Raw genomic sequence first — 15,237 nt, 5'->3', positions numbered from 1 at the left:
CGCCATCTAATCCCGAAGACTATAATTTATTAGGCATTGATGTCGACCAACGAGTTAGGAATCTAATGAGTAAACAGAAACACTCGGCCAGTTCAGGCCGCTGGTTGAAAGAACATTTTGATGATAAGTATGTGAATGAAGCCAAAAAAAGAGGATATCGTTCACGTGCAATTTTCAAAATTGAAGAGATTCAGAATAAAGATAAATTGCTGAAACCAGGTATGACAGTGGTGGATTTAGGTGCTGCACCTGGAGGTTGGTCACAATATGCAACAGAAATTGTTGGCGAGGAAGGACAAGTTATTGCTTGTGATATTCTCCCAATGGATTCCATTGCGGGAGTGGCTTTTCTGCAAGGTGATTTCCGTGAAGATGCGGTATTAGAGGCCTTGCTAGAAAGAATTCAGCCTGACATGGTAGATGTTGTGATGTCTGATATGGCTCCGAACATGGCTGGAAATCTTTCGGTAGATCAGCCAAGAGGTATGTATTTGGTTGAATTAGCGTTGGATATGTGTCGACAAGTTCTAGCCCCAAATGGTAGCTTTGTAGTTAAAGTATTCCAAGGTGAAGGATTTGATCAGTACACCAAGGAAATACGCAATATGTTCAAAGCAGTTAAAATAAGAAAACCAGATTCTTCGAGAGCTCGCTCCCGTGAAGTCTATATCGTAGCCACTGGTTACAAAGGTTAACGATTTGCTTGCAAAAGCAAAACTTAACACTATAGCTACAGGTTACAAACTGTAGTACCCTACCTTTAATTACAATTAGTTATCGCGAGGCTTACACCTTGAGTGACATGGCAAAAAATTTAATCCTGTGGCTAGTAATCGCAGTCGTCTTAATGTCGGTATTTCAGAGCTTTGGCCCTGGTGAAAGTAACGGCAGAGCGGTTGATTACACCACATTTGTACAAGAAGTTGGCCAAGGCCAAGTACAAGAAGCACAATTTAATGACAGTCAAATAACCTATGTTCGTCGTAGTGGTGGTGCTAAGTTTGTTACTTACATGCCCGTTTATGACAGCAAGCTTCTTGACGACTTAATTAATCAGAAAGTGAAAGTACAAGGTACTCCGCCAGAAGAGCAGAGCTTACTAAGTACTATCTTTATCTCTTGGTTCCCAATGATCTTGCTTATCGGTGTATGGATATTCTTCATGCGTCAAATGCAAGGCGGCGGTGGCGGCAAAGGCGCGATGTCTTTCGGTAAGAGTAAAGCTCGCATGATGAGCGAAGAGCAGATCAAAACATTGTTCTCTGACGTTGCTGGCTGTGATGAAGCAAAAGAAGATGTAAAAGAGCTAGTTGATTACCTTCGTGACCCAAGCCGTTTCCAAAAGCTAGGTGGTAAGATCCCTACAGGTATCTTGTTAGTTGGTCCTCCTGGTACGGGTAAAACGCTACTTGCTAAAGCGATTGCTGGTGAAGCAAAAGTACCGTTCTTTACTATTTCAGGTTCTGACTTTGTTGAAATGTTTGTTGGTGTTGGTGCATCTCGTGTGCGTGACATGTTTGAACAAGCGAAGAAAGCAGCACCTTGTATTATCTTTATTGATGAGATCGATGCTGTAGGTCGTCAACGTGGCGCAGGTGTTGGTGGTGGACACGATGAACGTGAACAAACACTAAACCAAATGCTTGTTGAAATGGATGGATTTGAAGGTAACGAAGGTATTATCGTTATCGCTGCAACCAACCGTCCTGATGTACTAGACCCTGCATTGCTTCGTCCTGGTCGTTTTGACCGTCAAGTGGTTGTTGGACTTCCTGATGTTCGAGGTCGTGAGCAAATCTTGAAAGTCCACATGCGTAAAGTTCCACTAGCGGGCGATGTTGAACCATCACTAATTGCACGTGGTACTCCAGGTTTCTCTGGTGCCGACCTTGCAAACTTAGTCAATGAAGCTGCTCTATTTGCTGCTCGTGGTAATAAACGTAACGTTTCTATGGTTGAGTTCGAACTTGCCAAAGATAAAATCATGATGGGTGCTGAGCGCCGTTCAATGGTGTTGTCTGAAGAAACGAAAGAATCGACGGCTTACCATGAAGCTGGGCACGCAATTGTTGGTCGTTTAGTTCCTGAACACGATCCAGTGTATAAGGTTTCTATTATTCCTCGTGGTCGAGCTTTAGGTGTGACGATGTACCTACCTGAGCAAGATCGTGTGAGTATGAATCGCCAACATCTAGAATCAATGATTTCTAGTTTGTACGGTGGTCGTCTAGCTGAAGAGTTGATTTACGGTAAAGACAAAGTCTCTACTGGCGCATCAAATGATATCGAACGTGCAACTGATATTGCTCGTAAGATGGTGACTCAGTGGGGCTTCTCTGAAAAACTTGGTCCTCTGCTTTATGCAGAAGATGAAGGTGAGGTGTTCTTAGGCCGTAGCGTAACTCAAACGAAACATGTTTCGAATGACACGGCTAAACTGATTGATGACGAAGTTCGAATTATCATAGATCGTAACTACGACCGAGCTAGAAAAATTCTTGAGAAAAATATGGATATCATGCATTCAATGAAAGATGCATTGGTGAAATATGAGACGATTGATGCTGGCCAAATTGATGACTTAATGGAACGCAAAGACGATATTCGCGAACCAGCAGGTTGGGCTGATCAAGTTAACGGTAGTGAATCTGCTAAGAGCGAAGCAAAAGCTGAAGTAAAACCAGCAGCTGAAACTCAAGATACAGAACCGAAACCGGACGTTGAAACGAAAGATAAAGATTCAGAATAATTGAATTATGATATTAAGCCCTGAGGAAACTCAGGGCTTTTCTGTTTCTGTCGTTTAGCGATAATGAGCATGAGTATATCGAAGAGCGATATGTGTTTTCTTGGGGTATAACCAACGATGATTTTAAAAGCAAATAATAAACAGCTTCACCTCGATCGCCCACATGTGATGGGGATTCTTAATGTGACTCCTGACTCCTTCTCTGATGGTGGAAAGTATCATTCGTTAGATAAAGCGCTGATTCAAGCTCAGCGCATGATTGATGCTGGCGTAAGCATCATTGATATCGGTGGGGAATCAACAAGGCCTGGAGCCCCGGATGTTACGTTGGAAGATGAGTTGAACCGAGTCATTCCTGCCATTAAAGCGATCCGAGAAATATCCGATGTTTGGATCTCTATCGATACCAGTAAAGCTGAGGTGATGCAGCAAGCGATTGCCGCTGGGGCAGATCTAATTAATGACGTTCGGGCACTTCAAGAGCCGGGAGCGTTAGAAGTGGCAGCAAAGGCGCAAGTTCCTGTTTGTCTTATGCATATGCAAGGGCAGCCGCGCACCATGCAAATCACACCGTCGTACCAAGACTTGTTGGTTGATGTAACGTCATTCTTACAAGAGAGAATCGCGGCGTGTGAAGCGGTAGGAATTCAGAAAGAACAGCTGATTTTAGATCCTGGATTTGGCTTTGGGAAAACAATCGATCATAATTACCAACTTCTTGCGCATTTAGATCAATTTCATGCTCTTGGTTTGCCGATTCTTGCGGGGATGTCACGTAAATCAATGGTATTTAAGTTACTCGATAAAGCGCCTGCGGAATGCATGGTCGCAAGCGTAACATGTGCAACGATTGCTGCTTTAAAAGGAGCTCAAATTATTCGAGTCCACGATGTTGAAGAGACAATAGAAGCGATGAAAATTGTCAACGCAACTACTCGAAATTTATAATTGAGCCAAATAATAATTTAAGGAATAAACATGTCAAACAGACGTTACTTCGGCACAGATGGTGTCCGTGGGAAAGTTGGTCAATATCCGATTACCCCTGATTTTGTATTAAAACTTGGTTGGGCTGCTGGTCGAGTGCTAGCAAAACAAGGCACGAAGAAAGTCATTATTGGTAAAGATACTCGAATTTCTGGTTACATGCTTGAATCTGCATTGGAAGCTGGTTTAGCGGCTGCGGGTTTGCAAGCGACGTTTACTGGACCAATGCCAACACCAGCTGTTGCGTATTTAACACAAACTTTCCGAGCGGAAGCGGGGATTGTCATTTCTGCATCACATAACCCTTTTTACGATAACGGTATTAAGTTCTTCTCTTCAGAAGGAACAAAGTTATCAGATGAGATTGAGTTAGCGATCGAAGCTGAATTAGATAAAGATATTGAGTGTGTAGAATCAGCAGATCTAGGTAAAGCGGTCCGTCTTAATGATGCCGCAGGTCGTTATATCGAATTTTGTAAAAGTACATTCCCAAGTCATTTAAGTCTTGCGGGCATGAAAATCGTAATCGACTGTGCGCATGGAGCGACATACCACATTGCGCCAAGCGTTTTCAAAGAGCTTGGTGCTGATGTAATCGCTATGGGTGTTGAGCCTACTGGTACTAACATTAACCATGAAGTCGGAGCCACCGATGTTCGTGCACTGCAAAAACGCGTAGTCGAAGAGAAAGCGGCTCTTGGGCTTGCATTTGATGGTGATGGTGACCGTATCATCATGGTGGATGAATTAGGTAATAAAGTCGATGGCGACCAAATTGCTTATATCATTGCTCGTGATGCACTACGTCGCGGTGAACTAAAAGGTGGTGTTGTTGGTACGCTGATGACAAACCTTGGCATGGAGAACGGACTTAAACAGCTTGGTATTCCATTTGTACGAGCGGCGGTAGGCGACCGTTACGTCATGGAACAATTGCTGCTTAAAGGCTGGAAAATCGGTGCTGAGAACTCAGGTCACGTTATCTTGCTCGATAAAGTGACAACAGGCGATGCTATTGTTGCTGCTCTACAAGTGTTAGCTTCTGTTATCGACAGTGAAATGACATTAAATGAGTTGGCTCAAGGCATGACACTGTATCCACAAGTTCTTATCAATGTTCGCTTTAGTGGTGATTCTAATCCGTTAGATGCGGAAGCAGTAAAACAGTCTGTTTTAGATGTTGAAGCCGAACTTGGTGAAAAAGGACGCGTACTGTTACGCAAGTCTGGAACCGAGCCATTATTGCGTGTAATGGTTGAAGGTGAAGATGCTGATTTAGTGCAGAGATCTGCAGATAACATTGCAGAGGCAGTCAAAGCAAGCTGTTAGGCTCAAATGACGAAAGTGCAGGTTCCTTGTCATGGTTGGATAGGGAACTTGGCATTGTTTGTCCTTTTTTTGACCGTTTAAACTTGAAGTTGACGCTTTTTAGCAATTTCTTCTTGTCAGTTAAGCATCCTTTCGCTAGTATTGCTCGGCCTTCAGTTAGGAGGTCGTTAGCTTTGTTTTAAAATATAATGATTTAAAGCAGTGCTGGCTCAACTATTCGGAACATAGGTGGAAAAATGTTTTCAGTTCTACTTGTGATTTACCTGTTGGCAGCGGTTGGTGTAATTGGCCTCGTGTTGATTCAACAAGGTAAAGGCGCAGATATGGGAGCCTCATTCGGTGCTGGCGCTTCAAACACAGTGTTTGGTGCTGGTGGCTCAGGTAATTTTTTAACCCGAATGACAGCAATTTTTGCAACAGTATTTTTTGTTCTTAGCTTAGTGCTTGGTAATATGTCTACACATAAAACTGAGTCTCAGTGGGTTGACCCTACTCAAGGTCAAGTTATCCAACAAGCTGATGACACAATGAGCGAAGTTCCAGCTAAATCTAGCGACGAAATTCCTCAATAACTTTTTTTCGAAAAAGTTCTTTGATGCCGAGATGGTGAAATTGGTAGACACGCTAGCATGAGGTGCTAGTGCCTTAGGGTGTGAGGGTTCGAGTCCCTCTCTCGGCACCATATTTACAAACTTGTAAAAACCTTAATTGAGAGTGTATAATCTCATTAAGTCGGACGCGGGATGGAGCAGTTTGGTAGCTCGTCGGGCTCATAACCCGAAGGTCGTCGGTTCAAATCCGGCTCCCGCAACCATTTTTGATTATTCTTTAATGATTGATTTGGTCGCAAGTTTGCGCAGTGTGAACCTCACTGCGAGTTAAGTGTAAAAGTCCTCTGAGACTATATACTTAACACATCAGGGTCCAGCAACATAAACCTCGATTTTCGGGGTTTTTTGTTATCTGTACTTTTCGATTTTCGAAATTGTATGGGTAGTTTGCTTGGGATTTAAATTGGGCTCTGAGCCCTTTTTTTGTTTCTGGAGTGGTTAAATGACTGGTTTAGAAAGACAACTTACTGAAATGCTAGATGCGCCAGTGGCTGCATTAGGCTATGAGTTAGTTGGATTGGAATTTATTCGTGCTGGTGAGCACTCAACACTACGTATCTACATTGACCATGAAAATGGAATTTTTGTAGAAGATTGTGCTGAAGTTAGCCGTCAAGTAAGTGCAGTGTTAGATGTTGAAGATCCTATTTCTGTGGCGTATAACCTAGAAGTATCTTCACCAGGTTTAGAAAGACCACTATTCAATGCAAATCATTACCAACAATTTATTGGTCATGAGGCAAGCATCGTATTAAAAATGGCCGTTGCTAACCGCCGCAAGTGGAAAGGTACGATCAATGCAGTTGAAGGTGAGACCATCACTGTAACTGTTGACGGGCAAGAAGAACATTTTGCATTGAGCAATATTTCTAAAGCTAACCTAATCCCTAAATTTTAGTTCTCCTAGAGAGAAGAGCTTAAGAGGCTAGATTAATGAACAAAGAAATTTTAGCGGTAGTTGAGGCTGTTTCTAATGAGAAAGCACTTCCTCGTGAGCGTATCTTTGAAGCACTAGAGATCGCATTGGCTACAGCCACTAAGAAAAAACACGCTTTAGAAATTGAAGCTCGTGTTGTAATTGACCGTAAGAGCGGTAATTTTGAAACTTTCCGTCGCTGGGAAGTGGTAGCAGAAGTTGAATTCCCTACAAAAGAGATTTCAATTGAAGCTGCACAGTATGAAGATGAAACCCTAGAGCTTGGCGGTTTTGTTGAAGACGAAATTGAGTCAGTGACGTTTGACCGTATTACTACTCAAACAGCAAAACAAGTTATCGTACAAAAAGTACGTGAAGCTGAGCGTGCTCAAATCGTTGAACAGTTTATTGATAACGAAGGTGACTTAGTTACTGGCGTTGTGAAAAAAGTTAACCGCGATACAGTTGTTCTGGATCTTGGTAACCAAGCAGAAGCGGTAATTTTACGAGATGACCAACTTCCTCGTGAAAACTTCCGTCCAGGTGACCGTGTTCGTGGTTTACTATATGCAGTTAAGCCAGATGCTCGTGGTTTCCAACTGTTCGTAACTCGTTCAAAACCTGAAATGCTAGTTGAATTATTCCGCGTAGAAGTGCCTGAAATTGGTGAAGAGCTAATTGAACTGAAAGGTGCTGCTCGTGATCCTGGTTCACGCGCGAAAATTGCAGTGAAAACTAACGATAAACGTATTGATCCAATCGGTGCGTGTGTTGGTATGCGTGGCGCTCGTGTTCAAGCGGTTTCTGGCGACTTAGGTGGCGAACGTATTGATATCGTTATGTGGGATGATAATCCTGCGCAATTCGTTATCAACGCAATGGCTCCAGCTGACGTAGCATCAATCATTGTTGATGAAGATTCGCACTCAATGGATATTGCTGTTGAAGCCGATAACCTAGCTCAAGCTATTGGCCGTAGTGGTCAAAACGTACGTCTAGCTTCACAACTTACTGGTTGGGAACTTAACGTAATGACAGTTGCTGATCTAGATAAGAAGCATCAAGAAGAATCAGTAGCTGCTATTGAAAGCTTCATGAAGCACCTTGATATCGAACAAGATTTTGCAGAAATGCTTGTTGAAGAAGGTTTCTCAACACTTGAAGAAGTGGCTTACGTACCAGTACATGAACTATTAGAAGTTGATGGTCTGGACGAAGGTATTGTTGAAGAGCTACGTGGCCGAGCAAAAGATGCTCTAACTACATTAGCCCTTGCTCAAGAAGAGACATTCGATGGTGTTGAGCCAGCAGAAGATCTATTAGGTCTTGAAGGTCTTGAGCGCGAGATGGCATTCAAATTGGCAGCAAAAGGTGTAGTAACACTTGAAGATCTTGCTGACCAAGGTGTAGACGAACTTGAAGGTATCGAAGATCTAACAGAAGAACGCGCAGGTGAGCTAATCATGGCTGCACGTAACATTTGTTGGTTCGGCGACGAAGCATAATTCAGCAAGGAGAGAGCGGTATGACAGATTTAACAGTTAAAGCACTGAGTGAAGAAATTGGTACTCCAGTTGACCGCTTATTAGAACAACTTGCTGATGCTGGAATGAAAAAAGCAGGTAATGACCAAGTTTCTGATACAGAGAAGCAACAACTTCTTATGCATCTTAAGAAAGAACATGGTGATACTTCTGGTGAAACAGAACCGACTCGCTTAACACTCCAGCGTAAAACTCGTAGTACACTAAGTGTTGCTGCTAGTGGCGGCAAGAGCAAGGATGTTCAAGTAGAAGTACGTAAGAAGCGTACTTACGTAAAACGCAGCGCTATCGAAGACGATGCAAAACGTGAAGCTGAGGATGTGGCTAATCGTGAAGCTGAAGAGCTAGCAAAACGCGAAGCTGAAGAGCTAGCACAACGTGAAGCTGCAAACAAAGCACAACGCGACGCTGAAAATAAAGCAAAACGTGAAGCGGAAGCAAAACGTGAAGCGGAAGAAAAAGCGAAACGCGTACAAGCTGAAAAGGCTAAAAAAGACATGAACGCAAAGAATTCTGATGTAAACACGCAAGCAAAAAAAGAAGCTGATGAACTAAAACGTCGTCAGGAAGAAGAAGCACAGCGTAAAGCTGAGCAAGAAGCAGCGAAGCTAGTTGAAGAAGCTCGCAAGCTTGCGGAAGAGAACCAAGAACGCTGGTCTGAAGAAGAGAAGAAGAAGAAAGAACTTGAGAAATCTGCGGATTATCATATTACGACTTCGACTTATGCTCGTGAAGCAGAAGATGCTGCCGACCAAAAAGAAGAAAAAGCACCTCGCCGTCGTAAGAAGAAAGCGCCAGCGGATGCGAACAAACGCGGTGGTCGTAATAACCAACGTGGCGGTCGTAACAACCGCAGAGATCAAATGGCTAAGCCTACATCAATGCAACATGGCTTTGATAAGAGCGCAGCTGTTGCTAAGCAAGATGTTGTTATTGGCGAAACGGTTGTTGTTTCTGAACTGGCAAACAAAATGTCAGTAAAAGCAACTGAAGTTATTAAGGTAATGATGAAGATGGGCGCTATGGCGACTATCAACCAAGTTATCGACCAAGAAACGGCTTCTCTTGTTGCCGAAGAAATGGGCCACAAAGTTATTCTTCGTAAAGAGAATGAACTAGAAGAAGCAGTACTGTCTGATCGTGATAACGATGCTGCTCTAGAAGGTCGTGCTCCTGTTGTTACTATCATGGGGCACGTTGACCACGGTAAAACATCTACACTGGATTACATCCGTCGTGCACACGTTGCTGACGCGGAAGCTGGCGGTATTACACAGCACATTGGTGCATACCACGTTGAAACTGACAACGGTATGATCACTTTCCTTGATACTCCTGGACACGCGGCGTTTACTGCTATGCGTGCTCGTGGTGCTCAAGCGACAGATATCGTAGTACTTGTAGTTGCTGCCGATGATGGTGTAATGCCACAAACAATCGAAGCTATCCAACACGCAAAAGCGGCTGGTGTACCTCTGATTGTTGCGGTAAACAAAATCGATAAAGAAGGCGCTAACCCTGATAACGTTAAAAATGAGCTTGCTCAATACGACGTTATTCCTGAGGAGTGGGGCGGCGAGAACATCTTTGTACATATCTCTGCTAAGCAAGGTACAAACATCGATGGTCTTCTAGAGTCTATTCTTCTTCAATCTGAAGTACTTGAATTAACTGCGGTTAAAGAAGGTATGGCATCAGGTGTTGTTGTTGAATCTCGTCTAGATAAAGGCCGTGGCCCAGTTGCTACTGTTCTTGTTCAATCTGGTACTCTAAACAAAGGCGATATCGTTCTTTGTGGTCAAGAGTACGGCCGTGTTCGTGCAATGCGCGATGAAAATGGTCAAGAGATCTCAGAAGCTGGTCCATCTATCCCAGTAGAAATTCTAGGTCTTTCTGGTGTTCCTGCATCTGGTGATGAAGCGACAGTTGTACGTGATGAGCGTAAAGCTCGTGAAGTTGCAAACTACCGTCAAGGTAAATTCCGTGATGTTAAACTTGCACGTCAACAGAAAGCTAAACTAGAAAACATGTTTGCGAACATGGAAGCTGGTGAAGTTGCTGAATGTAACGTTGTACTGAAAGCGGACGTTCAAGGTTCTGTTGAAGCAATTGCTGATTCACTACGTAAACTATCAACTGACGAAGTTAAAGTTAACATCGTAGGTTCTGGTGTTGGTGGTATTACTGAAACTGATGCAACGCTAGCAGCGGCTTCAAACGCAATCATCTTAGGCTTCAACGTACGTGCTGATGCAACGGCTCGTCGTACTGTTGAAAATGAAAACCTAGACTTGCGTTACTACTCAATCATTTACCAATTGATTGACGAAGTGAAACAAGCGATGGGCGGCATGCTTGCACCTGAATTCAAACAAGAAATCATCGGTCTTGCACAAGTACGTGACGTATTTAAATCGCCTAAACTTGGTGCGATTGCTGGTTGTATGGTTACTGAAGGTACAATTAAGCGTAGCAACCCAATTCGTGTACTACGTGAAAACGTTGTTATCTACGAAGGTGAGCTAGAGTCACTACGTCGCTTTAAAGACGATGTTCAAGAAGTTAAGAATGGCTACGAATGTGGTATCGGCGTTAAGAACTACAATGATGTTCGCGTTGGTGACCAAATCGAAGTATTCGAAATCGTTGAAATTCAACGTACTCTCGACTAATTGACAAAGTTATTAACTTGCCAAGAAGGTAAGTGATACGGTTGTTGAATACACCATGGGGGGCTGATAGCCCCCCATTCTTTCTATAGTGAGAAAAGAAATGTCAAAAGAATTTAGCCGCACACAACGTGTGTCGCAACAACTACAAAAAGAGCTCGCTCTTATCCTTCAACGTGAAGTGCGTGATTCTCGCATTGGTATGGTTACCATTTCAGATGTTGAAGTATCACGTGATCTTGCTTACGCAAAAGTATTCGTTACTTTCTTATGTGTGGGTGAGCAAACACCAGAATCAAGCTTAGCAGCACTTAAAGAGCATGAAGTTCCTGTTCGAATGATGCTAGGTAAGCGTATTCGCCATCGTTTAACACCTGAAGTTCGCTTTACTTACGACAACACGCTTGTTGAAGGTATGCGTATGTCTAACTTAGTAAGCGAAGTTCTAAGTGAAGATAAGCGCAAGCAAGTTGAATCAGGTCGTGAAGACGAAGCTGAACAGAAAGATGAATCTGAGCAGAAAGGTGAAGAGTAATGGCTCGTCGTCGTAAAGGTCGTCCAATTAATGGTGTGATCCTTTTGGATAAACCAACTGGAATTTCATCTAATGATGCGCTGCAGAAAGTAAAGCGTATTTATTTTGCTGAGAAAGCGGGCCATACCGGCGCACTTGATCCTCTTGCGACGGGTATGTTGCCTATCTGTCTTGGTGAGGCGACGAAGTTTTCTCAGTTTCTTTTAGATTCTGATAAACGCTACGTGGTGATCGCTAAGCTTGGTGAACGTACCAATACCTCTGATTCTGATGGTGAAGTGGTAGAAACTCGTGATGTAAACGTGACTCAAGAGCAACTTGAGAGCTGTATCGAGACCTTCAAAGGTGAAACCGATCAGATTCCATCGATGTTCTCTGCATTGAAATATCAAGGTAAGCCTTTATATGAATATGCGCGTGCAGGTATCGAGGTTCCGCGTGAATCTCGTAAGATCACAGTCTACTCAATTGAGTTGCTTCGTTTTGAAGGTGATGAAGTTGAGATGGAAGTGCATTGCTCGAAAGGGACATATATCCGTACGATTACGGATGACCTTGGGGAGATGCTAGGTTGTGGTGCCCACGTTAAGTATTTGCGTCGTACTGGTGTTGCAAAATATCCTTACGAGAAAATGGTGACTCTTGAGCAGTTAAATGAACTGTTAGAGCAAGCGAAAGAGCAAGACATCGCACCGAAAGAGCTACTTGATCCACTGCTAATGCCAATGGATACTGCGGTTGAAGACTTACCAGAAGTGAACATGAATGCAGAGCTGACAGATCTCGTTCAGCACGGTATGCAAGTTCAAGTTTCAGGCGCGCCTTCGGAAGGTGTTGTTCGAATGACGAGCGGTGAAGAGAAACTCTTTATTGGGGTTGCTGAAATTGATGATGATGGCCGTGTCGCACCTAAGCGCTTGGTTGTTTTCAGAGAAGAAGAGCCGCAAGCATAGACTGCGCTTAAATTGATATTTTAAAACCGAGGTCATTTGGCTTCGGTTTTTTTATATGCTGCTTTTGCTTAGATTGATTTGAGGGGGAAGAGAATCGTAAATTGCGCGTTATTTGCTTCCAAATATCTTGTGTTTAAACTTTAGCCCCCGTATAATCCGCCCCTCGCGTAGCAGCTGAATCAGAGATTGGCTGTTACAAATTATAAACTTACTCTTATCAGGAGAGAATTATGTCTCTGAATGCAGAAACTAAAGCAGCAATCGTTGCAGAATACGCACAATGTGAAAACGATACTGGTTCACCAGAAGTACAAGTAGCACTACTTACTGCTTCTATCAACCACCTTCAAGGTCACTTCAAAACGCACATCCACGACCACCACAGCCGTCGCGGTCTGCTACGTATGGTTTCTAGCCGTCGTAAACTTCTTGACTACTTGAAAGGTAAAAACCTTACTCGTTACCAAGATCTTATCAAGCGTCTAGGTCTACGTCGCTAATAGCGATGTCTACAAAGACAGTTTGAAGAAAGGGGAGCGTTTATCGCTCCTTTTTTTGTGCCTGAAACCCCAGTATTTTTTACCGCTTGAAATACCTCTCTAATTAAAAATAGTTTATACTATGCCTCGTTGAAATAACGTTATGTTGTTTCACATATTAATCTAACTCATCGCTTTACAGTCACCGAAGTCGACCAATTGGTCGCGACTATTACAAATTATCTTTTTCGAAGTCAATTTGTACTAGTCGCGATTAGTATTGCTTTGAGTATTCATTTAATCATTCTAAATCTCATATGAGTTTAGAGTAAGGAAATCAAATGTTCGCGAATCCAGTCGTAAAATCATTTCAGTACGGTAACCACACCGTAACTCTAGAAACAGGCGTAATGGCACGCCAAGCTACCGCTGCTGTAATGGCAACAATGGACGATACGTCAGTATTCGTTTCTGTAGTAGCAAAAAAAGAAGCGGTAGCAGGTCAAGATTTCTTCCCGCTAACAGTTAACTACCAAGAGCGTACTTACGCTGCTGGTAAAATTCCTGGTGGTTTCTTCAAGCGTGAAGGTCGTCCTTCTGAAGCTGAAACACTAACAGCTCGTCTTATTGACCGTCCAATTCGTCCACTTTTCCCAAGTGCGTTTAAAAACGAAGTTCAAGTTATCGCTACGGTTGTGTCTATCAACCCTGACGTAAACCCAGACATGATCACTATGATCGCAACGTCTGCTGCACTTTCTATCGCTGGTGTTCCATTTAATGGTCCTATCGGTGCTGCACGTGTTGGTCACATCGACGGTCAACTAGTGCTTAACCCTTCAAATACAGAGCTTGAAAACTCTAAACTGGACCTAGTTGTGTCTGGTACTGAAGGCGCAGTTCTAATGGTTGAATCTGAAGCGGATAACCTATCTGAAGAAGAAATGCTTTCTGCTGTTGTTTACGGTCACGACCAACAACAAGTTGTTATTAAAGCAATCAACGAGTTCGCTGCTGAAGTTGCGACGCCATCTTGGGATTGGACTGCTCCAGAAGTAAACGCAGAGCTTAAAGCTAAAGTTGCAGAACTTGCAGAAACTCGTCTTTCTGAAGCGTACCAAATCACTGAAAAAATGGCACGTTACGAGCAAGTTGGCGCAATCAAAACTGAAGCAGTTGAAGCGCTTCTAGCTCAAGACGAAGAACTAAATGAACGTGAAATTCGCGGCATGCTTGGTTCTCTAGAGAAAAACGTAGTACGTAGCCGCATCATTGCTGGTAACCCACGTATTGATGGTCGTGAAAAAGACATGGTTCGTGCGTTAGACGTACGTACTGGTGTTCTTCCACGTACTCACGGTTCTTCTCTATTTACTCGTGGTGAAACTCAAGCACTTGTTACTGCAACGCTTGGTACACAACGTGATGCTCAAATCATCGATAGCCTAATGGGTGAGAAGAAAGATCACTTCCTTCTACACTACAACTTCCCTCCATACTGTGTAGGCGAAACTGGTTTTGTTGGTTCTCCTAAGCGTCGTGAAATTGGTCACGGTAAGCTAGCGAAACGTGGTATCCAAGCAGTTATGCCTTCAATTGAAGAATTCCCATACACAGTACGTGTTGTATCGGAAATCACTGAATCTAACGGTTCATCTTCAATGGCTTCTGTATGTGGTACTTCTCTAGCGCTTATGGATGCTGGTGTTCCAATCAAAGCATCTGTTGCTGGTATCGCGATGGGCCTTGTTAAAGAAGGCGATGATTTCGTTGTTCTTTCTGACATCCTTGGCGACGAAGATCACCTAGGTGACATGGACTTTAAAGTTGCGGGTACTAACGACGGTATTACTGCTCTTCAAATGGATATCAAAATTGAAGGTATCACTAAAGAGATCATGCAGATCGCTCTAAACCAAGCACAAGGTGCGCGTAAGCACATCCTTACTGTTATGGACGAAGCAATCTCTGGTGCTCGTGAAGATATCTCTGAATTCGCTCCACGTATCCACACAATGAAAATCAACACTGATAAGATCCGTGATGTTATCGGTAAAGGCGGTGCGGTTATTCGCGCTCTTTGTGAAGAAACGGGCACAACTATCGAAATCGAAGATGACGGTACAGTTAAAATTGCTGCAACTTCTGGCGAACAAGCTGAAGACGCAATCAACCGTATCAAGTCACTAACTGCAGAAGTTGAAGTGGGTACTATCTACACGGGTAAAGTTGCTCGTCTAGCTGATTTCGGTGCATTCGTAACGATTCTTCCTGGTAAAGATGGTCTAGTACACATCTCTCAAATCGCTGACAAGCGTATCGAGAAAGTGTCTGACTACCTAACTGAAGGTCAAGAAGTTCAAGTTAAAGTTCTTGAAATCGACCGTCAAGGCCGTGTACGTCTAAGCATGAAAGAAGCAGTAGAACAGCCTGCAGCTGAAGAAAACGCTGCACCTGAAGCTTAA

General features: G+C 43.3%; 12 protein-coding genes and 2 tRNA genes. All 14 read left to right on the top strand.

Annotation, left to right across the window (positions count from 1 at the left end; genetic code table 11):
• Positions 1–65: 65 nt before the first annotated feature.
• The 14 genes from rlmE to pnp all read left to right on the top strand — a co-directional run bounded on the left by rlmE (position 66) and on the right by pnp (position 15,237).
• Positions 66–695, top strand: coding sequence for a 23S rRNA (uridine(2552)-2'-O)-methyltransferase RlmE (gene rlmE, locus L4C39_RS06865; RefSeq protein ID WP_017054111.1), 630 nt, complete (start codon positions 66–68; stop codon positions 693–695).
• Between the two features lie 107 nt (positions 696–802).
• On the top strand, positions 803–2,749 hold the full coding sequence (gene ftsH / locus L4C39_RS06860) for an ATP-dependent zinc metalloprotease FtsH (protein ID WP_017054110.1): 1,947 nt from the start codon (positions 803–805) through the stop codon (positions 2,747–2,749).
• A 117-nt stretch (positions 2,750–2,866) separates the two neighbouring features.
• Complete coding sequence (gene folP, locus L4C39_RS06855) at positions 2,867–3,697, top strand: dihydropteroate synthase (RefSeq protein WP_017054109.1); 831 nt, start codon at positions 2,867–2,869, stop codon at positions 3,695–3,697.
• 30 nt (positions 3,698–3,727) lie between these two features.
• Positions 3,728–5,065 carry a phosphoglucosamine mutase gene (gene glmM / locus L4C39_RS06850; protein ID WP_017054108.1) on the top strand — a complete coding sequence of 446 codons (1,338 nt, stop codon included), beginning with the start codon at positions 3,728–3,730 and terminating at the stop codon, positions 5,063–5,065.
• A gap of 236 nt (positions 5,066–5,301) precedes the next feature.
• Positions 5,302–5,637 carry a preprotein translocase subunit SecG gene (gene secG, locus L4C39_RS06845; RefSeq protein WP_017054107.1) on the top strand — a complete coding sequence of 112 codons (336 nt, stop codon included), beginning with the start codon at positions 5,302–5,304 and terminating at the stop codon, positions 5,635–5,637.
• Between the two features lie 25 nt (positions 5,638–5,662).
• A tRNA-Leu gene (locus L4C39_RS06840) sits at positions 5,663–5,747 on the top strand.
• A 55-nt stretch (positions 5,748–5,802) separates the two neighbouring features.
• Positions 5,803–5,879: transfer RNA gene (locus L4C39_RS06835), tRNA-Met, on the top strand.
• A 239-nt stretch (positions 5,880–6,118) separates the two neighbouring features.
• On the top strand, positions 6,119–6,574 hold the full coding sequence (gene rimP, locus L4C39_RS06830; RefSeq protein WP_017054106.1) for a ribosome maturation factor RimP: 456 nt from the start codon (positions 6,119–6,121) through the stop codon (positions 6,572–6,574).
• A gap of 35 nt (positions 6,575–6,609) precedes the next feature.
• Entirely contained in the window at positions 6,610–8,097 is a 1,488-nt protein-coding gene (gene nusA, locus L4C39_RS06825; RefSeq protein ID WP_429745114.1) for a transcription termination factor NusA, read from the top strand.
• 20 nt (positions 8,098–8,117) lie between these two features.
• Positions 8,118–10,808: a translation initiation factor IF-2 gene (infB, locus tag L4C39_RS06820; RefSeq protein ID WP_429745112.1), complete on the top strand. Its 2,691-nt coding sequence runs from the start codon at positions 8,118–8,120 to the stop codon at positions 10,806–10,808.
• Positions 10,809–10,908: 100 nt separating this feature from the next.
• Positions 10,909–11,340 (top strand): 30S ribosome-binding factor RbfA, encoded by a 432-nt coding sequence (gene rbfA / locus L4C39_RS06815; RefSeq protein ID WP_017054103.1) that lies wholly within the window; start codon positions 10,909–10,911, stop codon positions 11,338–11,340.
• Complete coding sequence (truB, locus tag L4C39_RS06810; protein ID WP_113799184.1) at positions 11,340–12,293, top strand: tRNA pseudouridine(55) synthase TruB; 954 nt, start codon at positions 11,340–11,342, stop codon at positions 12,291–12,293. Before rbfA ends, truB begins: the two co-directional genes overlap by 1 nt.
• Before the next feature lie 230 nt (positions 12,294–12,523).
• Positions 12,524–12,793: a 30S ribosomal protein S15 gene (gene rpsO, locus L4C39_RS06805; protein WP_017054101.1), complete on the top strand. Its 270-nt coding sequence runs from the start codon at positions 12,524–12,526 to the stop codon at positions 12,791–12,793.
• Positions 12,794–13,113: 320 nt separating this feature from the next.
• Entirely contained in the window at positions 13,114–15,237 is a 2,124-nt protein-coding gene (gene pnp, locus L4C39_RS06800; protein WP_113799182.1) for a polyribonucleotide nucleotidyltransferase, read from the top strand.

The sequence above is a fragment of the Vibrio clamense genome (assembly GCF_050337905.1).
Taxonomy (GTDB): Bacteria; Pseudomonadota; Gammaproteobacteria; order Enterobacterales; family Vibrionaceae; genus Vibrio; species Vibrio cortegadensis.
This window is presented reverse-complemented; position numbering and strand designations above follow the sequence as displayed.

Bases quoted from the DNA above. Each gene is read 5' to 3' on its own strand.
- truB (WP_113799184.1), top strand. From the start codon at position 11,340: ATGGCTCGTCGTCGTAAAGGTCGTCCAATTAATGGTGTGATCCTTTTG.
- infB (WP_429745112.1), top strand. From the start codon at position 8,118: ATGACAGATTTAACAGTTAAAGCACTGAGTGAAGAAATTGGTACTCCA.
- glmM (WP_017054108.1), top strand. From the start codon at position 3,728: ATGTCAAACAGACGTTACTTCGGCACAGATGGTGTCCGTGGGAAAGTT.
- secG (WP_017054107.1), top strand. From the start codon at position 5,302: ATGTTTTCAGTTCTACTTGTGATTTACCTGTTGGCAGCGGTTGGTGTA.
- rbfA (WP_017054103.1), top strand. From the start codon at position 10,909: ATGTCAAAAGAATTTAGCCGCACACAACGTGTGTCGCAACAACTACAA.
- nusA (WP_429745114.1), top strand. From the start codon at position 6,610: ATGAACAAAGAAATTTTAGCGGTAGTTGAGGCTGTTTCTAATGAGAAA.
- rpsO (WP_017054101.1), top strand. From the start codon at position 12,524: ATGTCTCTGAATGCAGAAACTAAAGCAGCAATCGTTGCAGAATACGCA.
- ftsH (WP_017054110.1), top strand. From the start codon at position 803: ATGGCAAAAAATTTAATCCTGTGGCTAGTAATCGCAGTCGTCTTAATG.
- folP (WP_017054109.1), top strand. From the start codon at position 2,867: ATGATTTTAAAAGCAAATAATAAACAGCTTCACCTCGATCGCCCACAT.
- pnp (WP_113799182.1), top strand. From the start codon at position 13,114: ATGTTCGCGAATCCAGTCGTAAAATCATTTCAGTACGGTAACCACACC.
- rlmE (WP_017054111.1), top strand. From the start codon at position 66: ATGAGTAAACAGAAACACTCGGCCAGTTCAGGCCGCTGGTTGAAAGAA.
- rimP (WP_017054106.1), top strand. From the start codon at position 6,119: ATGACTGGTTTAGAAAGACAACTTACTGAAATGCTAGATGCGCCAGTG.